Annotated in this window: 21 protein-coding genes, 11 tRNA genes and 2 rRNA genes (1 of these 34 cut by a window edge); 32 read left to right on the top strand and 2 right to left on the bottom strand. The window is 37.5% G+C overall.

Annotated elements, in window-relative coordinates; all coding sequences use genetic code 11:
• The first annotated feature begins 62 nt into the window (after positions 1-62).
• From NST63_RS24810 to NST63_RS24795, 4 genes are all read left to right on the top strand, one after another.
• A complete protein-coding gene (locus tag NST63_RS24810; RefSeq protein ID WP_341043993.1) occupies positions 63-1,439 on the top strand; it encodes a UDP-N-acetylmuramoyl-tripeptide--D-alanyl-D-alanine ligase in 1,377 nt (458 codons plus the stop codon).
• Between the two features lie 429 nt (positions 1,440-1,868).
• Entirely contained in the window at positions 1,869-3,332 is a 1,464-nt protein-coding gene (locus NST63_RS24805; protein WP_212945123.1) for a DEAD/DEAH box helicase, read from the top strand.
• 336 nt (positions 3,333-3,668) lie between these two features.
• On the top strand, positions 3,669-4,151 hold the full coding sequence (locus tag NST63_RS24800) for a PH domain-containing protein (RefSeq protein WP_212945124.1): 483 nt from the start codon (positions 3,669-3,671) through the stop codon (positions 4,149-4,151).
• Positions 4,144-5,580, top strand: coding sequence for a PH domain-containing protein (locus tag NST63_RS24795; RefSeq protein WP_212945125.1), 1,437 nt, complete (start codon positions 4,144-4,146; stop codon positions 5,578-5,580). The genes NST63_RS24800 and NST63_RS24795 overlap by 8 nt, the downstream gene beginning before the upstream one ends.
• A gap of 22 nt (positions 5,581-5,602) precedes the next feature.
• Here NST63_RS24795 and NST63_RS24790 read toward each other — a convergent pair whose 3' ends face one another.
• On the bottom strand, positions 5,603-6,193 hold the full coding sequence (locus NST63_RS24790; protein ID WP_212945126.1) for a rhomboid family intramembrane serine protease: 591 nt from the start codon (positions 6,191-6,193) through the stop codon (positions 5,603-5,605).
• 77 nt (positions 6,194-6,270) lie between these two features.
• Here NST63_RS24790 and acpS point away from each other — a divergent pair, with 77 nt between their 5' ends.
• The 14 genes from acpS (at position 6,271) to NST63_RS24720 (ending at position 17,847) form a co-directional block, all read left to right on the top strand.
• Positions 6,271-6,624 (top strand): holo-ACP synthase, encoded by a 354-nt coding sequence (acpS, locus tag NST63_RS24785; protein WP_058005314.1) that lies wholly within the window; start codon positions 6,271-6,273, stop codon positions 6,622-6,624.
• Positions 6,625-6,828: 204 nt separating this feature from the next.
• Positions 6,829-7,845, top strand: a complete 1,017-nt coding sequence (locus NST63_RS24780; RefSeq protein ID WP_058005315.1) for a LolA family protein — start codon at positions 6,829-6,831, stop codon at positions 7,843-7,845.
• A 367-nt stretch (positions 7,846-8,212) separates the two neighbouring features.
• Positions 8,213-9,388, top strand: coding sequence for an alanine racemase (alr, locus tag NST63_RS24775; protein ID WP_341043992.1), 1,176 nt, complete (start codon positions 8,213-8,215; stop codon positions 9,386-9,388).
• 169 nt (positions 9,389-9,557) lie between these two features.
• Positions 9,558-9,839, top strand: a complete 282-nt coding sequence (locus tag NST63_RS24770; protein WP_058005316.1) for a CopG family ribbon-helix-helix protein — start codon at positions 9,558-9,560, stop codon at positions 9,837-9,839.
• A gap of 4 nt (positions 9,840-9,843) precedes the next feature.
• Positions 9,844-10,194: a type II toxin-antitoxin system endoribonuclease NdoA gene (ndoA, locus tag NST63_RS24765; protein ID WP_055741345.1), complete on the top strand. Its 351-nt coding sequence runs from the start codon at positions 9,844-9,846 to the stop codon at positions 10,192-10,194.
• A gap of 536 nt (positions 10,195-10,730) precedes the next feature.
• Positions 10,731-11,561, top strand: a complete 831-nt coding sequence (locus tag NST63_RS24760) for an RsbT co-antagonist protein RsbRA (protein WP_058005317.1) — start codon at positions 10,731-10,733, stop codon at positions 11,559-11,561.
• Entirely contained in the window at positions 11,558-11,914 is a 357-nt protein-coding gene (locus NST63_RS24755) for an STAS domain-containing protein (protein WP_058005318.1), read from the top strand. Before NST63_RS24760 ends, NST63_RS24755 begins: the two co-directional genes overlap by 4 nt.
• Positions 11,915-11,918: 4 nt before the next feature.
• Positions 11,919-12,320 (top strand): anti-sigma regulatory factor, encoded by a 402-nt coding sequence (locus NST63_RS24750; RefSeq protein WP_058005319.1) that lies wholly within the window; start codon positions 11,919-11,921, stop codon positions 12,318-12,320.
• Between the two features lie 11 nt (positions 12,321-12,331).
• Positions 12,332-13,339 (top strand): PP2C family protein-serine/threonine phosphatase, encoded by a 1,008-nt coding sequence (locus NST63_RS24745; RefSeq protein ID WP_212945129.1) that lies wholly within the window; start codon positions 12,332-12,334, stop codon positions 13,337-13,339.
• Positions 13,340-13,414: 75 nt separating this feature from the next.
• On the top strand, positions 13,415-13,744 hold the full coding sequence (locus tag NST63_RS24740; protein WP_058005321.1) for an anti-sigma factor antagonist: 330 nt from the start codon (positions 13,415-13,417) through the stop codon (positions 13,742-13,744).
• Positions 13,744-14,217: an anti-sigma B factor RsbW gene (gene rsbW, locus NST63_RS24735; RefSeq protein ID WP_212945130.1), complete on the top strand. Its 474-nt coding sequence runs from the start codon at positions 13,744-13,746 to the stop codon at positions 14,215-14,217. Before NST63_RS24740 ends, rsbW begins: the two co-directional genes overlap by 1 nt.
• Positions 14,195-14,992, top strand: coding sequence for an RNA polymerase sigma factor SigB (gene sigB, locus NST63_RS24730; protein ID WP_212945131.1), 798 nt, complete (start codon positions 14,195-14,197; stop codon positions 14,990-14,992). Before rsbW ends, sigB begins: the two co-directional genes overlap by 23 nt.
• Complete coding sequence (locus NST63_RS24725) at positions 14,989-15,585, top strand: PP2C family serine/threonine-protein phosphatase (RefSeq protein WP_212945132.1); 597 nt, start codon at positions 14,989-14,991, stop codon at positions 15,583-15,585. The genes sigB and NST63_RS24725 overlap by 4 nt, the downstream gene beginning before the upstream one ends.
• A 90-nt stretch (positions 15,586-15,675) precedes the next feature.
• Positions 15,676-17,847 carry a Tex family protein gene (locus NST63_RS24720; RefSeq protein WP_341043990.1) on the top strand — a complete coding sequence of 724 codons (2,172 nt, stop codon included), beginning with the start codon at positions 15,676-15,678 and terminating at the stop codon, positions 17,845-17,847.
• 191 nt (positions 17,848-18,038) lie between these two features.
• On the opposite strand, the gene cmpA is transcribed toward NST63_RS24720, so the two are convergent.
• Positions 18,039-18,152, bottom strand: coding sequence for a cortex morphogenetic protein CmpA (gene cmpA / locus NST63_RS24715; RefSeq protein WP_139254833.1), 114 nt, complete (start codon positions 18,150-18,152; stop codon positions 18,039-18,041).
• Between the two features lie 91 nt (positions 18,153-18,243).
• Between cmpA and NST63_RS24710 the strand changes: the two genes are divergently transcribed.
• The 14 genes from NST63_RS24710 to NST63_RS24645 all read left to right on the top strand — a co-directional run.
• Positions 18,244-18,711, top strand: a complete 468-nt coding sequence (locus tag NST63_RS24710) for a SprT family protein (RefSeq protein WP_212945134.1) — start codon at positions 18,244-18,246, stop codon at positions 18,709-18,711.
• A 76-nt stretch (positions 18,712-18,787) separates the two neighbouring features.
• Positions 18,788-18,862 (top strand) — tRNA-Asn (locus tag NST63_RS24705).
• 3 nt (positions 18,863-18,865) lie between these two features.
• Positions 18,866-18,956: transfer RNA gene (locus tag NST63_RS24700), tRNA-Ser, on the top strand.
• Positions 18,957-18,973: 17 nt separating this feature from the next.
• Positions 18,974-19,045, top strand: a tRNA-Glu gene (locus NST63_RS24695).
• Between the two features lie 19 nt (positions 19,046-19,064).
• Positions 19,065-19,141, top strand: a tRNA-Asp gene (locus tag NST63_RS24690).
• A 35-nt stretch (positions 19,142-19,176) separates the two neighbouring features.
• Positions 19,177-19,251, top strand: a tRNA-Gln gene (locus NST63_RS24685).
• Between the two features lie 207 nt (positions 19,252-19,458).
• Positions 19,459-19,534: transfer RNA gene (locus NST63_RS24680), tRNA-Lys, on the top strand.
• A gap of 37 nt (positions 19,535-19,571) precedes the next feature.
• Positions 19,572-19,656, top strand: a tRNA-Leu gene (locus NST63_RS24675).
• Positions 19,657-19,715: 59 nt separating this feature from the next.
• Positions 19,716-19,801 (top strand) — tRNA-Leu (locus tag NST63_RS24670).
• A gap of 60 nt (positions 19,802-19,861) precedes the next feature.
• Positions 19,862-19,938: transfer RNA gene (locus tag NST63_RS24665), tRNA-Arg, on the top strand.
• 13 nt (positions 19,939-19,951) lie between these two features.
• Positions 19,952-20,028, top strand: a tRNA-Pro gene (locus NST63_RS24660).
• Positions 20,029-20,047: 19 nt separating this feature from the next.
• A tRNA-Gly gene (locus NST63_RS24655) sits at positions 20,048-20,121 on the top strand.
• A gap of 135 nt (positions 20,122-20,256) precedes the next feature.
• Positions 20,257-21,809 (top strand): 16S ribosomal RNA (locus NST63_RS24650).
• A gap of 422 nt (positions 21,810-22,231) precedes the next feature.
• Positions 22,232-23,011 (top strand): 23S ribosomal RNA (locus NST63_RS24645); it runs 2,163 nt beyond the window's last position.
• Together the 16S and 23S rRNA genes with 11 tRNA genes alongside form the textbook arrangement of a ribosomal RNA operon.

Here is a 23,011-nt window from a genome sequence, read left to right as displayed (position 1 = left end):
AAAAGTAAAATCTCTTTAAGAAGGGTAACTTGAAAATGGTCTTTTTATTTGGAGGAAAAAGCATGATTCAAAGAACGATTGGACAATTAGCAACAATGATCCATGTAGAAAATGATGTATCAAATTATTCTGAGATCGAAGTAACTGGAGTATGTATTGATACGCGTAAATTGAAGAGAGGAAACCTCTTTATTCCATTTAAAGGTAATAATGTTGACGGCCACCAATATGTGGAAGACGCAATTAAAAACGGTGCTAGTGCTGCATTATGGCAAAAGGATGTGCCTAATCCCCCCTACCATTTACCTATTCTAGTTGTTGAAAATACGGAGCATTCTTTACAGAATGTTGCAAGAAGTTATAGAGATCAACTTAACATTAAGGTTATTGGAGTTACTGGTAGTAATGGAAAAACGACTACAAAGGATATGGTAACAGCTGTATTAAGTGAAAAGTTTAATGTTCAAAAAACTGAGGGGAATTTTAATAATCACTTAGGGCTACCAATAACAATTCTCTCTTTAAGAGAAGATACTGATGTGGCTGTATTAGAGATGGGAATGAGTGCTAAAGGTGAAATTGACTTTTTAACAAAGCTCGCGAAACCAGATATTGCTATTATTACAAATATTGGTGAAGCCCATCTTCAAGATCTTGGTTCTAGAGAAGGCATTGCTGAGGCAAAACTCGAGATTACAAATGGTTTGAAAAAAGATGGACTATTTATTTTTATCGGGGATGAACCGCTTCTTCGAGAACGTGTAGATCAATATAAGAATTTTCGAATCCAAACATTTGGCAGGTCCAAAATGAATGATCTATATCCTATTTCTATTGAGCAGCAAAATAATGGAAGTGTTTATAGTATCAACAAAGCTCCAGAAAGAAAACTTTATCTTCCAGTTCTCGGCGAATATAATGTATTAAATTCATTATCAGCCATTTTATCAGCACTTGAATTAGGATTATCAATGGATGAGATTGAATTAGGTCTAAAAGCACTTAAATTATCTTCGATGCGTATGGAAAAGCATACAGGTATAAAAGGTACAAAGATTATTAATGATGCATATAATGCCAGTCCAACTTCAATGAAAGCAGCTATTCATATGTTGGAAACTTTAGCTGATGCAGATGATAAAATCGTTGTATTGGGCGACATGTTGGAACTTGGGGATAGCGAGGTGGAGTTTCATCGTGAAGTAGGAAGAGAATTGAAAGAAAGTAAAATAAAATATGTGTTTACCTACGGAAAATTGGGTAATTATATAGCTGAGAGTGCAAAATTAACTTTTCCTGAATCAAGAGTTTTTGCCTTTATGGACAAACAAGAGCTTGTCCAGCATTTGAAATCTGTCATTAATGGGAATGAGTGGATTTTGGTTAAAGGTTCAAGAGGAATGAAATTAGAAGAAGTTGTGCAAGAACTGGCAGAGTAAAATAATTTCCTTATGTTAAAAAAAGAAAATTATTTTTCCCATCTAAAAAGGGAATACTTTATGATAGTTTCCTTATAATGATGATAATTTGGAATATCTTGCGCGTTGAAATCCAAGCTTATTAATGGTACCATAACCGTACATCGTTTACACTTTTTGCCGGAACTCTTTATTTTTACAAAGGCTCTTTTCTTAAACTTGATATATGTAAGAAAATAACATGAGCTGTATTCTACTTTCTTTAGAAAATGATCTACTATATGTGACAATCCTACTATTTAGAGAGTAATGTATACATTTTACTTGTAGCATAGATTATAACAATGTTTAATAAAGAGTGTCTATTTTTTGTATGGTATCGGGGAAACGAACCTTAATCGTATGTAGGTTTACTTGGCCCTGTTAAGTTATAAAGGAGAATGAGAAGCATTGACGAATTTTTCAGAGTTAGATTTAAGCCCCTCAATTTTAAAATCATTAAAAAGAATGGGCTTTGAAGAAGCATCACCAATTCAAGCAAAAACAATCCCATTAAGTACCCAAGGAAAGGATATTATTGGGCAAGCGCAGACTGGTACTGGTAAAACAGCTGCTTTTGGGATTCCGCTTATTGAAAAGATTGATACAAAAAACCAAAATGTTCAAAGTATTATTATTGCCCCTACCCGTGAATTAGCTATCCAAGTATCAGAAGAATTATATAAAATTGGTTACGATGCAAGAGCGCGTGTATTAGCTGTTTATGGCGGGCAAGATATTCAACGTCAAATTAAAGCGTTGAAAAAAGGCCCACAAATTATTGTCGGTACTCCAGGGCGGATTCTCGATCACATCAAGCGCCGCACATTAAAACTTGACCAAGTAACTACTTTAGTACTTGATGAAGCAGATGAAATGTTAAATATGGGATTCATTGATGATATTGAAAGCATTTTATCTAGTGTGCCGGAGGAAAGACAAACATTACTTTTCTCAGCAACTATGCCTGACCCTATTAGAAGAATTGCTGAAAGATTTATGAATGATCCGGAATTAGTCCGTGTGAAAGCAAAAGAAATGACGGTTCCTTTAATTGAACAATATTATGTAAAAGTGCAGGAAAGAGAAAAATTCGATGTGCTTTCACGTTTAATTGATGTTCAATCACCAGAACTTGCAATTGTATTTGGTCGTACAAAGCGTCGTGTTGATGAACTGGCAAATGCTTTAAACCTAAGAGGATATATGGCTGAAGGAATTCATGGCGACTTAAGTCAAGCAAAGCGCTTATCCGTATTAAGAAAATTTAAAGATGGAAAAGTAGATGTTCTTGTTGCGACAGATGTTGCTGCTCGTGGATTAGATATTTCAGGTGTTACACATGTATATAATTATGATATTCCACAAGATCCTGAAAGCTATGTTCACCGTATTGGAAGAACTGGCCGTGCAGGTAAAGAAGGAATGGCTATTACATTTGTAAATCCTCGTGAAATGAGCTATTTAAAAATTGTTGAGCAAACAACGAAAAAAAGAATGATGCCAATGCGTCCGCCAAGTTGGGATGAAGCATTAGAAGGTCAAATTCGCGTTTCAATGGAAAAGCTTTCTGATATAGTAAAAGAAGGAAATCTAAACGATTATCTTTCAGTAGCAAAGGAATTACTAGAGGAAAATGATGCGACCCATATTATTGCTGCATCACTTAAATTAATGACTAAAGAACCGGATAAAACACCTGTTCATATTACAGAAGAACGCCCTCTACCAATGAAAAAAGATGGGCATAGATCTTCTTCAAGACGTGGTAAACCTTCCTATAGCGGGAATAAAGGTGGTCACGGAGGAAGTGGCAGAAAGCCGAGAAGATCAGGAAGAAGAGATTATCAACATAACAAAGATCAAAGATCTTAATTAATTTATCATAATTAAAAATTAGTGATACGGGGCCAAAAAAGAGTAAGCGATCATGACGCTGGCTGAATAGAGGAGAATGCTATTTCTCCTCTTATTGCATAAAAGCTTGCAATAAAAAGCAATCAGAGCGATGTCTGATTGCTTTTTTTATACGAAAATTTAAGTAAAAGGTCAAATTATAAAAATAGCGGTTTGATGTTTTGTAAGTTTAACGTTCTTTTTGAGGAAACTGAAAATTAAATTTCCTTTGGGAAATTAAAGATCATTCGTATGTGAAACTAAACAAAGGATTGATTCGTACATATATTATATTCAACTAATTGGGGGATTTGTATGGAGATATATGTACCAAATAAGCGTATCTCAAAAAGTGCGTTAGCGGTTTGGAGGATAACAGGAAGCATCCATTCACTTTGTATTTGGGTTTTAAGTATAATTGGAACGTATTTTTTAATAAAGTATGATTGGAATCGATGGTTTATTGTATTGGCAATTTTGATTGCATTTTTATATTCAGTTTTATTTATTTTTATCATTCCAAATATTAGGTGGAAAAGATGGCGATATGAAATTAGGGAAAAGGAAATTGAATTGCAACATGGAGTTTTTATTATTAAAAGGACACTTGTTCCAATGATACGAGTTCAGCATGTAGATACTGTTCAAGGACCTCTTCTAAGAAAATATCGTTTAGCTACGATTACGATTTCAACTGCAGCTACCGTGCATCATATTCCTACAATCGATGTAATAGAAGCAGAAACTGTACGGCAGTCCATATCAGCACTTGCAAGGGTGGATGAAGAGGATGTCTAATCATAAAAGGCTGCATCCAATTACTGCTATATCAAATTTTCTAAATGAACTAAAACAATTGATCGTTCCATTTCTTATTTCTTTCTTTATTGGAAGAGGAGACAATAAAGAAGGTTTTTGGGATTACACTCCTCAAATCATCATGACATTAATTATTGTTTATGTTTTGATTTCAGGGATTGTTAAATGGTTACGATTTACTTATCGTCTAGAGGAAGGCGAGCTTCGTATAGAGTATGGATTATTCGTAAAGAAAAAACGATATATTCCTTTTGAAAGAATACAAAGCTTAGATTATTCAGAAGGCATTCTACATCGTCCTTTTGGATTAGTAAGGGTGAAAATTGAAACTGCTGGCAATAGCTTAAAGGAAGCTGAGGCAGAATTAACAGCAATTAAGAAAAAAGATGCAGAAGAAATCCAAAAAATAATAACTGGTGCTAAAAAAACACCTGAAAAGCTGAAGGAAGTAACAGAAGAATTTTCTTCAACCAAGATCATTTATCGAATTACGAACCGAGAAATGTTTATTATGGCTTCAACCTCAGGTGGTGCAGGAGCAGTATTTTCCGCACTAATTGCGTTTTCGACACAATTGGATGAGATTATTCCGTATAAAAAAATATTTAACGAGTTGGGTCATATTATACAAAGTGGTGTATTCATTGTAAGTCTTCTAGTGTTTATTTGCTTATTACTTGTTTGGCTGTTCTCTATAATTGTTACTCTCCTAAAGTATAATGGTTTTACGACGAAGTTTGCAGATAATAATATAATTATTACAAGAGGATTGCTAGAAAAAAGGCAAACGACTATCCCGTTACACCGAATACAAGCAATACGTATTACCGAAAATCCGTTAAGGCAATTATGGGGCTATGCGACCGTTTATATTGAAAGTGCAGGTGGCTCGGTAACAGATGCAGAGAGTATGAATGTCATTCTTCTTCCAATGGTGAAAAAGAGTAGGATAAATAATCTTATTAGTGATATTTTTAATGATTATCAATTAGATGTTCCTTTAAAGAAGGCACCAAAGCGTGCAAAAAATCGTTATATTATTAGAGAAATATGTAAGATACTTCCTATCTCTGTGATTGTAGCCATTCTTTTTTGGCCATTTGGTCTTTTAGGGATACTATTGCTTCTTCCGATGATTCTGTTTGGGATTTTACGATATCGTGCTGCGGGATGGAATGTTGAAGGAAAGCAGATTGTGATGAGATACCGTGGTTTTTTAAAGCACACCATTTATATTAGGAAGAATAGGATTCAGAGTTTGGGAATTAGGGAAAGTTGGTTACAAAGGAAAAGAAACCTTGCGTCTATCGTGTCAACAGTAAAATCATCTGGAGCAGGAAAGACATCTAAAGTAAGACATCTAGACGTAAAGGATGTAAAAACAATTTATCTATGGTTTAAAAACTAGTGAAAAAGAGTTTAGCTCTTTTTCATTTCTTTTTAAGAAGAAAATAAACAAGACTAAAGAGGAATCCAGACAATAAACCGAAAATATGGGCGATGATATTGACATTTGATTCCAAAAAAGTCATGATGAACGCAATTGCAATGAGAGGAATAATGATCTGAGTTGATTTAGCTACTTCTATTTTCTTTAAAACAATCAATGCTAAATAGATTCCAAATAGCCCAAATATCGATCCACTGGCCCCAACATGTCCATAAGTTAGTGGTAAAAATAAATATGTTGCGATATTGGCCATTAAGCCACAACCGAGATAAAAAAGGATGAACAATTTTTTTTCGAGAGTTGTTTCCAAGAAAGGGCCAAAAATAAGAAGGGAAAATGAATTAAAAAAAAGATGTGTAAAGTCTCTATGAACAAAGATAGGGGTAATTAAACGCCAATATTCACCGTTTGCAATATAGATGTTTACCCCAGATAAATAATGTAATATGAATTTATGCGGAATCATGGGGATAAAGTTTATAATAAACAATAATATTTGTAAAAGGATAATGGTACTTATTACTGGATAATTTCTTACATATTGAGAAAAGCTTTCGTGACGAGTAAACATAATTTTGAACTCCTTTCGCCATAAGGTCTTGTACTAATTCATATGCGAAGCGGTTCTATGATAGAAGGTGTTAAAAAATGATTCAAGGTATTGGACTAGATATTGTTGAAATCGAACGGATTCATCAAATACGGACACGACAATCTCGATTTCCAGAAAAGGTATTAACTAAATCTGAATTAGAGGATTATCAGGGGCTGAAAGAGACTCGAAAATCTGAATTTCTAGCTGGTCGTTTTGCGGCGAAAGAGGCTTTTTCTAAAGCACTCGGTACAGGGATTGGCAAAGAATTAAGCTTTCATGAAATGGAGATTATGGTTGATGAGAGGGGAAAGCCTTATTTTAAAAAACCTAAAGAAACGGGTGTACATCTCTCTATTACACATAGTCGAGACTATGCAGCTGCACAAGTTATTATTGAATCTACCTGAAAATTAATTTACCTTTTGCATATTCCTAAAGGTTGTCTCATATATTCATAGTGCGATAGGAGAGACAAGGCTTATTTAAACATTGCTATAAGTTCGAAGCAAATCTCAAGGAAGGGATTAAAGTATCGAGGAACTTTTGGTATATGATTGAAACATGCCTTTCTCTTCACCAACGATTAATCACACTATGAAGGGGTTGAAGGGATGAAAAGAAAGGTTTGGATGCTTGTTGTGGCTCTTGCAGCAATCTTAGTACTGTCAGCTTGTGGATCCAAGTCGCAAGAAGATGTTGTGAAGAAATTGGATGAACAGATGGGAGAATTAAAGGGATACAAAGCTAATGCCAAAATGACTCTGCAAATGGGAAATGAACCACAAACATATGATATTGAAATTTGGTACAGTAAACCCAATTATTATCGAGTTCACTTGAAAAATGATAAGAAAGAGCAGAGTCAAATGATTCTTAGAAATAAAGAAGGTGTTTATGTTCTAACACCTGCACTTAACAAAAGTTATAAATTTCAGAGTGATTGGCCAAAGAATAGTAGCCAAGCTTATCTATATGAATCACTTGTAAAGGATATTTTAAGTGATAAAGATGCAACTTTTAAGGCAACAGACGATCAATATGTTTTTGAAACGAAAACACGTTATCAGAACAATAAAATGTTGCCTTATCAAGAGATTACATTTAATAAAAAGAATCTATCTCCAAAAAGTGTAAAGGTGATGGATACTGATCGAAAAACATTAGTGGCTGTACAGTTTACTAAAGTTGAATTTAATGCGAAATTTGATAAAAATGCTTTTAATACGAATAAAAATCTAACAGGGGCTAAACTTGATATCCCGGTAAATGCTAAACCTGATGAAGATGAATTTATTGTAAAGTATCCAACTGTAAAAATTGGTGATACAGCTTTACTAGATGAAAAGGAAATAAATACCGAGGATGGAAAACGTGTGGTTTTAACTTATACAGGTGAAAAATCATTTACGATGACTCAAGAAAAGGCGGAAGTACTACAAACGGCTATTATGGCGCCTACACCAATGAGTGGGGAGATGGTCGATTTAGGATTTGCGGTAGGAACATTAACTGATCAGTCTATTGCATGGACACAGGATGGCGTTGATTACATGATTGCTTCTAATGATTTAACAGATAATGAGTTAATTGAAGTCGCTCAATCTGTACAAGAGGAGCCGGTTAAGTAACAGTGCAACTTCTTATTGAAAGTGAATGGCTTTCGATACTAAAAAAAAGGCTGTTTTCGTATTGTTAGTTGTTTTTGTAAAAGCCCCACTGCCGGCTTTTACACTTAATAAAGGATTTAGCGATTCTTATGGAGCTTGCAGCACATTTCTCAGTGAAATGAAAGATGTAGTGGTCTTCAGCCGATAGTTATTCGTTAAAACTTTACTTAAATTGCAACAATGTTTGAGAAAAGAGCCTTTAAAAAAATATATAAACCATTAAGTTTCCTAGCAGGTTCTATTAGAACCTGTTTTCTTTTTGGTAAATAATATGATTAAATTGATGTGGAGATATAAAGAAACTTAAGGAATTTGGGAAGTGGTTATGATGAGGAATGAAATTTCGTTTTATCGAGATACTTGGGTGGAAATCAATTTAGATCATTTAACTACAAACATCACATTAATGAAGAACCATTTACCGAATGGAATAAAATTATTCGCAGTAGTGAAGGCGAATGCTTATGGACATGGGGATATACAAATTGCCAAAGCGGCCTTAGAAGCGGGAGCATATGGGCTAGCTGTTGCCATTTTAGATGAAGCCATCTCATTACGAAATCAAGGAATTGAAGCACCTATCCTTGTGTTAGGCGCAAGTCGAGCTAGTGATGCACCATTGGCTGCTAAGCTTGGGATTGCTTTGACTGTTTTCCGAAAGGAGTGGTTGGAAGACGCTGCGAGTCAACTAGGGCAAGAAGAAAATAAGCTAATTGTTCATGTAAAATGTGACACAGGAATGGGAAGAATCGGAGTAAGAGAAATAGATGAGCTTAAGGAAGTTGAACAATTTCTATCTGCTCATTCAAAAGTCTTTTTATTTGAGGGATTATTTACCCATTTTGCTACAGCCGATGAAGTAAATACAAGCTATTTTGAGAAGCAATTGGAAGCTTTTAAAAAAATGGTTGCAGCATTAAATGTGAAACCATCCCTTATTCATTGTGCTAACAGTGCCACATCGCTGCGATTTAATCAATCTGAGTTTAATGCAGTGAGATATGGAATTGCAATGTATGGCCTGTCGCCATCAGAAGAAATGAAGGCACTACTGCCATTTGAGCTACATCAGGTATTCTCCTTGCATACAAAAATTACAAATGTTAAAAAAGTTCTAAAGGGCGATTCAATAAGTTATGGAGCGGTTTATAAGGCAGAAAAAGAAGAGTGGATTGCTACATTACCGATAGGGTATGCAGATGGATGGATTCGTAAATTACAGGGTCAGGAAGTTTTAGTTGACGGGATTAGGGTACCTATTGTCGGCCGTATTTGTATGGATCAATGTATGATTAAACTGCCGCATTATATCCCTGTTGGCACGCAGGTTACATTAATTGGTAGTCAAGGTGAAGAGAATATCACGATGGACGAGATTGCAAGGAAACTTGATACGATTAATTATGAAGTTCCATGCTTGACATCTATTAGAATACCGAGAATTTATAAACGTTCTAATCAAATTGTAGAGGTGGATAACCGTTTATTAAAGGGATTATTTTAATGATAAATATTAAATTTATCTATTGATTCTATATAGAATGCATAATTTCTAGTTTTTTTTGGCGATAATAGTTAGGAATGTTCAATTAGTCTTTGCATATAGTGAATTTGGTGGTATTATTAAATTGGTATTTAGAATCGGTGTGTAGTGATTGGTGGAGGTGTAGTTTGTGTCTGAATCCAGCGCAACAACAGAAATATTAATTCGGTTACCAGTACATTTATTATCAGAACTTGATGGATTTGCTGAGCAAGAAAATGTGAATCGAAATGAATTTATTTATCGAGCTACAAAGATGTATCTTCGTGAGCGTAAAAAAAGACAGATTCGCGAATCTATGAGACGCGGCTACATGGAAATGGCTAAAATTAATTTAGCAATAGCATCTGAGGCGATTCAAGCAGAGTACGAAGCAGAACATACAGTAGAACGCTTAGTAAGCGGGGGTTAGTCCTTTGATTGTTAAGCGTGGTGACGTGTATTTTGCTGACCTTTCCCCAGTTGTCGGATCTGAACAAGGTGGAGTCCGCCCTGTTTTGGTCATTCAAAACGACATTGGGAATCGGTTTAGTCCCACTGTAATTGTTGCTGCTATTACAGCGCAAATCCAAAAAGCAAAACTTCCTACACATGTTGAAATTGATGCAAAGCGTTATGGCTTTGAACGCGATTCTGTTATTTTGCTTGAACAAATTCGCACCATTGATAAACAACGCTTAACAGACAAAATCACACATTTAGACGAAGAAATGATGGAAAAAGTGGACGATGCACTGCAAATTAGTTTAGGACTTATTGAATTTTAATCTAGAAACGCTCATGAAATTGAGGGTTTCTTTATTTTTTGAACCTTCTTCATAATGAGGAAGGTTTTTTTATTTAAGAGCTTTGCTCAAATGTTGGAGACCGCTAATCTCCTTCATTTCACTAAGAAAAGAACTGCAAATCTTTTTAATGACTGTTGAGTTGCTGCCTTTATTTTGTGTAAAAGCCGGTAAAAGAACTTTTACAAAAACAACCTTTATTTGTATTTTTCTATATATGTAAAGGATGAGATAAATGATCGAACTATTTTATAGGTAATATTACCTATTTTTGTATAAGTGGGAAGATAAAAATTTTTTCGTTATTTATTTTTTGCTAACATGAATATAGATCACTAGATAGAATTTATATTAAGTGCTTTTATAGCAACTTGTTGCAAAAAGTAAAATTCCTATCAGGATTTTTACTGTTGTTTTCTTCCTCATTACGATAAGGGCCTCAATTATTAGTATCTAAGCAAATATGTATGAGGCAACAAACCAAGAGTAAAGAAGATTTATAGATAGGAGAGATTATTATGTACAATTTTTTATTAGAATATATTCCAAACCATAAAGATGAAATTTTAACTGAATGGATGGAAAGAATGAAGCAAAACGGTGATGAACGGTTTATTAATGTGGTTTCTGACCAGGTATATGTGAATACTAGCAGTGAATTTGTAGATGTAATTTTGTCCCGATTAGATACGAGCGAAAACTATAACGAGAAGTTATCTGAATTTGCTGAAAAAATCGTTCGACTAGGTTGGCCGTTAACTTTCGTCACTTCAGGATTGTCTACAATGGGGAAAATTATTTTTGATAAAATTAATGAAACAACCGATCTTCCGAAGGAAAAACATTCTGAATACTTCTTGGTTTATGATAAATGGATGACACCTATGTACAATGAAATTATAAGCGCATACACAGCAACATGGGAAAGAACAGTATCGTTACAAAAAATCGCTCTTCAGGAACTTTCTGCACCACTTATTCCAGTTTTTGAGAAAATATCAGTTATGCCGTTAGTGGGCACCATTGATACGGAAAGGGCAAAGCTAATTATGGAGAACCTCTTAAATGGGGTTGTAAAGCATCGAGCTGAGGTTGTATTAATTGACATTACAGGAGTTCCTGTTGTTGACACAATGGTTGCACATCATATTATTCAAGCAGCAGATGCAGTCCGTTTAGTTGGGGCAAAGTGTATGTTAGTAGGCATTCGTCCTGAGATTGCTCAAACTATAGTTAATCTAGGTATTAATTTAAATCAAGTCATAACAACAAGTACGTTAAGAAAAGGAATCGAACAAGCTTTGGAAATCACTAACAGGAAAATAGTGAAACTGGAGGGATCCTTGTGAGAATACCCATTTTAAAATTACATGATTGTTTGGTTGTCTCCATTCAATGGGAATTAGATGATCAGACAGCACTTCAATTTCAAGAGGACCTTTTACATAAAATACATGCAACAAGTGCTAGAGGTGTGGTAATAGATATTACCTCTATTGATTTTATTGATTCGTTTATTGCAAAAGTATTGGGTGATGTCATTAATATGTCTAAATTAATGGGTGCACAAGTGGTAGTCACTGGCATAAAACCTGCTGTAGCCATAACATTAATTGAACTCGGTATTCGTTTAGAAGATGTCCTAACCGCAATTGACCTCGAAAATGGTTTGGAGAAATTACAACAGGAACTGGGGGAATAGCGTTATGGAGTTCCGATCCTGCGTAAAGATTTTAAACGAGTGGGACATCGTCGCCGTTCGTCAATTAGGGAGAAATGTTGCAAAGGAATTAAACTTTGGAATTGTAGATCAGGCAAGAATTACAACTGCAATCAGTGAGTTGGCGAGAAATATCTTTCTTTATGCTGGTCAAGGACAAATATGCATAGAGAAGATATTTAAAGATGGAAAATCAGGTGTAAAGATTATTGCAGAAGACAATGGACCTGGAATTCAGGACGTAAGAAAGGTAATGGAAGATGGCTTTTCAACCTCTGGTGGACTAGGTGCTGGATTGCCTGGCGTTAAACGACTAATGGATGATTTCGATATTGATTCAAAACCGAATGAAGGAACAACCATTATTGTAACGAAATGGCTCCGATAGGAGGAGTAACTATGGACAGTAGATCGTTATTGGAGCAAAAATATAGAGAGATTATTAACAATTATTTAAGTAACCAAAATGAACAGCTGCTTTACCAAGGGCAAAAATTAAGTAGGAAATTGATAGAGTATAGTACAACTCCAGAGGAAATTATTAATTTACATCGCTCGATTTTGATTGAATTAGAACCGAATTTGTCACAATCAGTGCTTTCATCCTTTGATATACTTCTTGAAGTCATGATGGGATATGGATTAGCCTATCGTGAACATCAAAGTTTAAGAAACCAACAGCAACAGCTTAAAACAGAAATTGAGATAGCAAGGAATATGCAAAAAACATTATTAGGAACCAAAATTCCACAAATGAAAAGTCTTGATATTGGAGCAATTAGTGTACCTGCTAAGCATATGAGCGGAGATTATTATCATTTTGTAGAAGATGAAAATGGATGTATGGGTGTTGCTATTGCCGATATTATTGGAAAAGGAATTCCTGCAGCTCTATGTATGTCTATGATTAAATATGCGATGGATAGTTTACAAGAAAATGTCCAACCTCATGCAATTTTAGAGAGTCTAAATCGCGTCGTTGAACAAAATGTTGATCCGAATATGTTTATTTCAATGTTTTACGGAATGTATAACCCAATCGATCATCAATTTCTATTTTCTTCTGCTGGGCATGAACCAGGATTTTTTTATGATTCCAAGCATCAACAATTTACTGATTTGTGTGCCGAAGGATTATTATTAGGAATTGAGAAAAAAACAAAGTACAAACAATATGATATATCTCTACAAAAGAATGATTTGGTCATTTTACTTTCTGATGGAGTAACAGAGTGTCGAACCAAAGAGGGGTTTATTGAACGAGAAATACTTACTGAAATAATTAAAAAATATATTGATTTGACTGCACAAGAAATGGTAGATCATGTGTATAAGGAATTAGAAAGAATTCAGGCTTTTCAGTTACGTGACGATTTTACTTTGATCATTTTAAAAAGAGTGGATTAAAAAAGTTTATAAATATCTTATTAGGGGTAAAGAAAGTATATCAAAGAGAAAAAGATTTAAAATGAGGTGAACGTGATGAATATTTCCATCGATATACAAGAAATAGATAACCACGTTTTTGCGAAAATTAATGGTGAAATCGATGCGTATACTGCGCCAAAGCTTAGAGAAGCACTTATACCGTTTAACGATAAACATGGGATCGAAATGTCGATAGATTTATCGGGAGTTTCCTATATGGATAGTACAGGCCTGGGAGTTTTTGTTGGCTTGTTTAAAGGTCTCCGAACGAATGAAGGCAAACTAAGTTTAAATGGATTAACAAGCAGGATCGAACGATTATTTGATATTACTGGTTTATCAAAGATTATGGATATTAATACCGAGGTAGAAGGTGGCGTTTAATGGTGGAGGCATTCGATTGCATCGAAATGAAAATTCCTGCAAAACCTGAATATATAGGTGTTATTCGATTAACAATTTCAGGTATTGCTAGTCGTATGGGTTTTGCTTATGAGATGATCGAAGACTTAAAGATTGCAACTAGTGAAGCAATTACAAACGCAGTTCAACATGCATATAAAGGAAATCCAGGTAAAGAAATTATTATAGGTTTTAGTGTGTATGAAGACAAATTAGAAATTAAAGTTGCTGATCAAGGAAAAAGCTTCGATGTAGGAAAGACAAAGGAAAAGACCGGACCATATTTAGAAAGTGAAACCGTGGAGTTTATGCGTGAAGGAGGTCTTGGTCTTTATCTAATTGAAAGTCTTATGGATGAAGTGAAAATTCACTATAAGGAAGGGGTAACGGTCATAATGACCAAATACCTCGAGGGAGAGCAGGTGGAGACTGATGCCCAAATTGTCTCAACCTAGTCAGTTTGGAAAAGAAAATATAAATCATTTAATTAAATTATTTCAAGAGAATGAAGATCAAAACGCACAGAATGACCTTGTATTACACTATGAAAAATTAGTGGACTCCATTGCACGAAAATATTCAAAAGGAAGGTCTTATCACGAGGATATTTTTCAGGTTGGAATATTAGGATTACTAGGTGCAATTCGACGTTATGATGAATCCTATGGAAAAAGCTTTGAATCATTTGCCATTCCGACGATTATTGGTGAAATAAAACGATTCCTTCGTGACAAAACATGGAGTGTTCATGTTCCACGACGTATTAAAGAAATCGGACCGAAAATTAAGGTAACCATTGAGGAATTAACAACAGAATTACAGCGGTCTCCGAAAATTGCAGAGATAGCTGCTAAATTAAATGTATCCGAAGAAGAAATTTTAGAAGCGATGGAGATGGGGAAAAGCTACCAAGCATTATCTGTTGATCACTCTATCGAAGCGGATTCAGATGGAAGTACTGTCACATTATTAGACATTGTCGGAAATGAGGACGCTGGATACGAGAAAGTAAATCAACGCCTTGTTCTTGATAAGGTATTACATGTTTTAAATGAAAGAGAGAGACAAATTATTCAATATACTTACCTCGATAACCTAAGTCAAAAGGAAACAGGAGAAAAATTAGGAATTTCCCAAATGCATGTTTCACGTTTGCAGAGAAAGGCGATAAAAAAATTAAAAATGGCCATAAGTGGTGACTCTTTGATGAAGGAGAGTCCATCGTTATGAAACATTTCCAACAGGATTTGGTTGAGGTTTATGCATATCAGCTAGCAAAGGAAGGAAAATCCTATTGTGGTGATAGCTATTACTATACAGCTACAGATGAGTACTTTTTATGTGTATTAGCTGATGGATTAGGGAGTGGGCAATATGCATTCGAAGCCTCATTTGCAGTTGCAGAAGCAGTAAAAAATAATGCAGATAAAGATGTTGATTCGTTAATGAAGCATTGCAATGAGGTTCTTGTTCAAAAAAGAGGAGCGGCGGTAGCGGTTTTAAAAGTTAATTTAAAGGAAAAGGAGTTCGCATATAGTTGTGTTGGAAATATACGCTTCTATTTGTATACTCCTTCTGGAAAACTTACCTATCCTATTCCTGTAACAGGGTATTTATCGGGACGTCCTCAAACTTTTCGAACTCAATGTTTTCCGTATGAGCCTGGATCAAAATTTTTACTTCATTCAGATGGATTAAGAACTTCCAATTCTAAAGCGTTATTAAGAAGCTGTTGTTCGATTGAAATGATTGCAAATGAACTCAAGAATGAAGAACATCTGAATGAAGATGATTCTACATTCATTATTGGGAGCTTGCACTAATATGCAAGCTTTTTCCTTTTGGTAAAGTAATGTTAAAATAAGATTATTGGAAACGCATGTTATAAATTATGAGAAGTAGGTGTGTGCGGATTGGAACAAACGATTGAAAGAAAAGAAGAATTGCAGCAACGTCTATCGAAAGAGCTTAATTTTTCTAATAAACAAATAAAAAATGTAATCGCCCTTCTAGAAGAAGGTAATACGGTTCCTTTTATTGCCCGGTACCGAAAAGAAATGACAGGTGCTCTGGATGAAGTTCAAATTAGATCAATTATGGATAGATGGAGTTATATTCAAAATTTAGAGCAGAGAAAAGAAGAAGTTATTCGTTTAATCGATGAGCAAGGAAAGCTCACTGAGGAACTTCAACAAAGCATCATTCAAGCAGACAAATTACAAACGCTTGAAGATTTATATAGACCATACAAACAAAAAAGACGGACGAAGGCAACAATAGCAAAAGAAAAAGGATTGGAACCGTTAGCTGAGTGGATCATGACATTTCCATTGAATGAGGACGTTAATAAGAAAGCAGGACTATTCCTTTCAGAAGAAAAAGATATTCATACAGTAGAAGATGCTCTTGCGGGGGCGAAGGATATTATAGCGGAATGGATTTCAGATGATGCTGCAAATCGTGACTGGATACGAAAAGAAACGTTTAAAACAGGAACGATAGCTTCATCGGTAAAAAAAGAGGAAATTGATTCTAAAAAAGTCTTTGAAATGTATTATGAATATGAAGAACCAATTCGTAAAATTGTACCGCATCGCATTTTAGCCTTAAATCGTGGTGAGAAGGAAGAAGTTCTTCGAGTGTCTATTCATCCGGAAACGGAGAAAATTGTTAATCACCTTTATCAAAAGGTGATAAAAAAAGCACAGTCAAGTGTGACTTCACTAGTAAAAGAAGCGATTGAAGACAGTTATAAACGTTTAATCCAACCTTCTATTGAAAGAGAAATAAGAAATGATTTAACAGAAAAAGCGGAAAATCAGGCCATTCATATTTTCTCTGAAAACTTAAGAAACCTTTTGCTTCAGCCACCGTTAAAAGGAAAGATCGTGCTGGGGGTCGATCCTGCTTATCGAACAGGGTGTAAATTAGCTGTTGTTAATGAAACAGGTAAAGTATTATCGATAGGTGTGATCTATCCTCACCCACCAAAAGCAAAACCAGAGGAAGCAAGGCAGAAGCTTATTGAGGTTATTAGAGATTCCAATGTAGAAGTGATTGCGATTGGTAATGGGACCGCTTCACAGGAAACGGAACAATTTGTAGCAGAAATTTTAAGGGAAATAGATGAAGAAATATCTTACATTATTGTCAATGAAGCCGGTGCAAGTGTTTATTCAGCTTCGGATCTTGCCCGAGAAGAATTCCCTGATTTTCAAGTTGAAGAAAGAAGTGCAGTCTCTATAGCGAGAAGATTACAGGATCCACTAGCCGAATTAGTAAAAATAGACCCGAAATCTGTCGGTGTGGGCCAGTATCAGCACGATGTTTCTCAAAAAAATCTAAATGAATCTCTTACTTTTGTTGTAGAAACAGCGGTTAACCAAGTAGGAGTTAATGTAAACACGGCTTCCTCCTCCCTATTACAATATGTATCAGGATTGAGTAAATCAGTTGCCAATAATATAGTTAAATTCAGAAATGAAGCGGGGAAAATTAATAATAGAAATCAATTAAAGTCGATTCCACGTCTAGGTGCGAAAACCTACGAACAATGCATTGGTTTCTTGCGAATTATTGATGGTGATGATCCATTAGATAAAACACCTATCCATCCTGAAAACTACGATGCTGTGAAAAAGCTATTAAACAAAATCGATTGTACAGTGGCAGATATAGGTGGGGAGAAGTTAAAGACTGCTCTTGAATCGATTTCATTAAGTAGCCTATCCGATGAATTAGGTATTGGTGAACTGACATTGAAAGATATTATCGATGCCTTAAACCGTCCAGGACGTGATCCGCGTGATGAGTTGCCTCAACCGTTACTTAAGAAGGATATATTGAAATTAGAAGATTTAAAAGTAGGTACTGAAATGCAAGGTACTGTTCGAAATGTAGTTGATTTTGGGGCATTTGTCGATGTAGGTGTAAAAGAAGACGGCCTTGTTCATATATCAAAGCTAAGTAATAAATTTGTTAAGCATCCATTAGATGTAGTTGCTTTAGGAGATATAGTAACTGTATGGGTAGAGAATGTGGATGTACAAAAAGGAAGATTATCATTAACGATGCTACCAAAATAAAAGGCGTGTTGTCACACGCCTTTCTTTATTGGCGTAGTAATAAAGATTCGAATCATATATTTAGTTGAACTTCAGGTAAATTCCTACTCCTCGAATTTATCAATGTAGGAATCTGAAAATGTAAGGGTGTAAAGTACCTTTTTGTCATTTCATTAATAATAAGTGAGGATTGTCTAGAAAGTGTTTCAGCTTTAATTTTGAAGTTTATTTTGATAGAAGAACCAACATTGGTTAAGTAGTTTGATTTGGTAATGATCTTTTTCTGAAAAGGCTTTTCGAATTTGGTTTTGGAACCATGTCGGCATAACATCAAGTCCTTCCTTAATAAAAAGTAGGTTAATACCTAGTATATGCTATAATAGGTTGTCTTGTTCGTTCGAAAAAGGGGTGAAAAAAATGAACAATGATCAGCTTCAAGATTTGGTTGAAAGATTATCATTGCAATTATTTGGAAAGACATTTAAACATAAGGCATTATTTAATCCAAGGCTTCGAACAACAGGAGGAAGATACTTATTAAGCTCCCATAATATTGAAATCAATAAAAAATATTATGAGGAATTTGGAGAAGCGGAGCTAATTGGGATAATCAAGCATGAGCTCTGTCATTACCATCTTCATTTAGAGGGAAGGGGCTACCAACATAGGGATTCAGATTTTAAGAAGCTACTTTCAGCTGTCGATGCTCCAAGATTTTGTACCCCATTATTAACGAAGAGTGTTAAAAAAACAACTCTAGACTATGTATATATTTGTACTGATTGTCATACACTATTCAAACGTAAAAAGCGGATGAATATTAACCGATATGTATGTGGGAAATGCCGTGGAAAGTTAATGTTAATTAGTGAAAAAAGATCATAAAATAAATTTTAAAAAACTAGTTGACATTGTGATTGATTCTAATTATAATTTTAAGAGTCGACAAGATGATTGTCGTTCCGCAGTAGCTCAGTGGTAGAGCTATCGGCTGTTAACCGATCGGTCGTAGGTTCGAATCCTACCTGCGGAGCCATATGGGGAAGTACTCAAGTGGCTGAAGAGGCGCCCCTGCTAAGGGTGTAGGTCGCGTAAGCGGCGCGAGGGTTCAAATCCCTCCTTCTCCGCCAGTAAAACTATTGAATGTGGCCCGTTGGTCAAGCGGTTAAGACACCGCCCTTTCACGGCGGTAACACGGGTTCGAATCCCGTACGGGTCATTTTTGAAAAAATATATTTGGTCCGGTAGTTCAGTTGGTTAGAATGCCTGCCTGTCACGCAGGAGGTCGCGGGTTCGAGTCCCGTCCGGACCGCCATTTAAAAACAAAAATGGTTTTTGATAAATACATATTGGGCTATAGCCAAGTGGTAAGGCAACGGACTTTGACTCCGTCACTCGTTGGTTCGAATCCAGCTAGCCCAGCCATTTTTTTATTTTGGTAAGGAAATAAAGAAGTATAAAAATAGTAAGAGCCATTAGCTCAGTTGGTAGAGCACGATCGAGTAATCTGCGTAGCAATACAACAGCGTACCAATCGAGTTGCATCTTGAATAAACTTTCTGAGATTGGGACGTCGTAGATGCACAACCTGTTCTAAGGTGCATATCTAAAATAGTTTGAATATCATAGTAAGAGCCATTAGCTCAGTTGGTAGAGCATCTGACTTTTAATCAGAGGGTCGAAGGTTCGAGTCCTTCATGGCTCACCATTGTTTTTGTGAAGTAAAGTAACTTAACTTTCATAACGCGGGTGTGGCGGAATTGGCAGACGCACCAGACTTAGGATCTGGCGCCGCAAGGCGTGGGGGTTCGACTCCCTTCACCCGCACCAAAAAAATCTTGACTTTTATCTAGCAGTTTGTTATCATATCTTATGTCGCTTTTTTAAATGCGGTCGTGGCGGAATGGCAGACGCGCTAGGTTGAGGGCCTAGTGGTGGCAACACCGTGGAGGTTCAAGTCCTCTCGGCCGCACCAAAGATTATATACAGGCAAAAGAACTGAAGTTTTTGCAAAGCAAAATATCTTTCCGTGATTGCGCCCGTAGCTCAATTGGATAGAGCGTCTGACTACGGATCAGAAGGTTATGGGTTCGACTCCTATCGGGCGCGCCATTATATATCCTAACGGGAAGTAGCTCAGCTTGGTAGAGCACATGGTTTGGGACCATGGGGTCGCAGGTTCGAATCCTGTCTTCCCGACCATTACAAATTTGAATATTATGCGGGTGTAGTTTAGTGGTAAAACTACAGCCTTCCAAGCTGTTGTCGTGGGTTCGATTCCCATCACCCGCTCCAAAAAAAGTTGTTGACATCAACTTAAAAAGATGTTAAGATATAAAAGTTGTTAAAGAAATAGATTGATCTTTGAAAACTGAACAAAACGAAACGTCAATGAATTACTTTTATTTATAAAGAGCTATATCAAACATCTTTTTGGAGAGTTTGATCCTGGCTCAGGACGAACGCTGGCGGCGTGCCTAATACATGCAAGTCGAGCGAATCTGATGGGAGCTTGCTCCCTGATGATTAGCGGCGGACGGGTGAGTAACACGTGGGTAACCTGCCTGTAAGACTGGGATAACTCCGGGAAACCGGGGCTAATACCGGATAACTTTTTCCTTCGCATGAAGGAGAATTGAAAGATGGCTCCGGCTATCACTTACAGATGGACCCGCGGCGCATTAGCTAGTTGGTGAGGTAATGGCTCACCAAGGCGACGATGCGTAGCCGACTTGAGAGGGTGATCGGCCACACTGGGACTGAGACACGGCCCAGACTCCTACGGGAGGCAGCAGTAGGGAATCTTCCGCAATGGACGAAAGTCTGACGGAGCAACGCCGCGTGAGTGATGAAGGTTTTCGGATCGTAAAACTCTGTTGTTAGGGAAGAACAAGTATCGTTCGAATAGGGCGGTACCTTGACGGTACCTAACCAGAAAGCCACGGCTAACTACGTGCCAGCAGCCGCGGTAATACGTAGGTGGCAAGCGTTGTCCGGAATTATTGGGCGTAAAGCGCGCGCAGGCGGTTTCTTAAGTCTGATGTGAAATCTTGCGGCTCAACCGCAAGCGGCCATTGGAAACTGGGAGACTTGAGTGCAGAAGAGGAGAGTGGAATTCCACGTGTAGCGGTGAAATGCGTAGAGATGTGGAGGAACACCAGTGGCGAAGGCGACTCTCTGGTCTGTAACTGACGCTGAGGCGCGAAAGCGTGGGGAGCGAACAGGATTAGATACCCTGGTAGTCCACGCCGTAAACGATGAGTGCTAAGTGTTAGAGGGTTTCCGCCCTTTAGTGCTGCAGCTAACGCATTAAGCACTCCGCCTGGGGAGTACGGCCGCAAGGCTGAAACTCAAAGGAATTGACGGGGGCCCGCACAAGCGGTGGAGCATGTGGTTTAATTCGAAGCAACGCGAAGAACCTTACCAGGTCTTGACATCCTCTTGACCTCCCTAGAGATAGGGATTTCCCTTCGGGGACAGGAGTGACAGGTGGTGCATGGTTGTCGTCAGCTCGTGTCGTGAGATGTTGGGTTAAGTCCCGCAACGAGCGCAACCCTTGACCTTAGTTGCCAGCATTTAGTTGGGCACTCTAAGGTGACTGCCGGTGACAAACCGGAGGAAGGTGGGGATGACGTCAAATCATCATGCCCCTTATGACCTGGGCTACACACGTGCTACAATGGATGGTACAAAGGGCTGCAAGACCGCGAGGTTTAGCCAATCCCATAAAACCATTCTCAGTTCGGATTGTAGGCTGCAACTCGCCTACATGAAGCCGGAATCGCTAGTAATCGCGGATCAGCATGCCGCGGTGAATACGTTCCCGGGCCTTGTACACACCGCCCGTCACACCACGAGAGTTTGTAACACCCGAAGTCGGTGAGGTAACCTTTTGGAGCCAGCCGCCGAAGGTGGGACAGATGATTGGGGTGAAGTCGTAACAAGGTAGCCGTATCGGAAGGTGCGGCTGGATCACCTCCTTTCTAAGGAATATGGAAAACCACTTACGTGGTTCAGACGTCTTCTGTTTTGTTCAGTTTTGAAAGGTTAATCCTTTCATTTTAATAGAGGTGAATTAGAAGCGAGAAGGTCGAGGAAGCAAGCGAACGAGCACCGGAACGTATTAAACATACGTGAGGATGTGAGTGAGTGCGCTGACGAAGAGATTGGAAGCTTATCATTCGCCGGATTGTTCTTTGAAAACTAGATATGTAAGAAGTAACCAAGTAATAACCGAGAATCGCCACTTTATGGATGAATCCATTAAGTAGTTTTTAAACTGAAAGGGCAAGGAGAAGCGAGAAGATCGAGGAAACGAACGAAGGAGCACCGCAGCGTATTACACATACGTGAGGATGCGAATGAGTGAGTTGACGAAGAGATTCGAAGCTTATCATTGGCCGTAGGTTAAGTTAGTAAGGGCGCACGGTGAATGCCTTGGCACTAGGAGCCGATGAAGGACGGGACTAACACCGATATGCTTCGGGGAGCTGTAAGCGAGCTTTGATCCGGAGATTTCCGAATGGGGGAACCCACTGCCCGTAATGGGGTAGTATCCTTACTTGAATACATAGAGTAAGGAAGGCAGACCCGGGGAACTGAAACATCTAAGTACCCGGAGGAAGAGAAAGCAATTGCGATTTCCTGAGTAGCGGCGAGCGAAACGGAAGAAGCCCAAACCAAGAGGCTTGCCTCTTGGGGTTGTAGGACACTCTATACGGAGTTACAAAGGAACGGAGTAAATGAAGAGGTCTGGAAAGGCCCGTCAAAGAAGGTAACAACCCTGTAGTTGAAACTTCGTTCCCTCCAGAGTGGATCCTGAGTACGGCGGGACACGTGAAATCCCGTCGGAAGCAGGGAGGACCATCTCCCAAGGCTAAATACTCCCTAGTGACCGATAGTGAACCAGTACCGTGAGGGAAAGGTGAAAAGCACCCCGGGAGGGGAGTGAAAGAGAACCTGAAACCGTGTGCCTACAAGTAGTTAGAGCTCTATGCTTTATGCAGAGTGATAGCGTGCCTTTTGTAGAATGAACCGGCGAGTTACGATTTCATGCAAGGTTAAGCTGAAGAGGCGGAGCCGCAGCGAAAGCGAGTCTGAATAGGGCGATTAAGTATGAGGTCGTAGACCCGAAACCAGGTGATCTACCCATGTCCAGGGTGAAGGTAAGGTAACACTTACTGGA

The organism is Heyndrickxia sp. FSL W8-0496, assembly GCF_038007825.1.
GTDB classification, from domain to species: domain Bacteria; phylum Bacillota; class Bacilli; order Bacillales; family Bacillaceae_C; genus Heyndrickxia; species Heyndrickxia oleronia.
The sequence above is the reverse complement of the archived record's forward strand: the minus strand, read 5'-3'. Positions and strand labels throughout refer to the sequence as shown.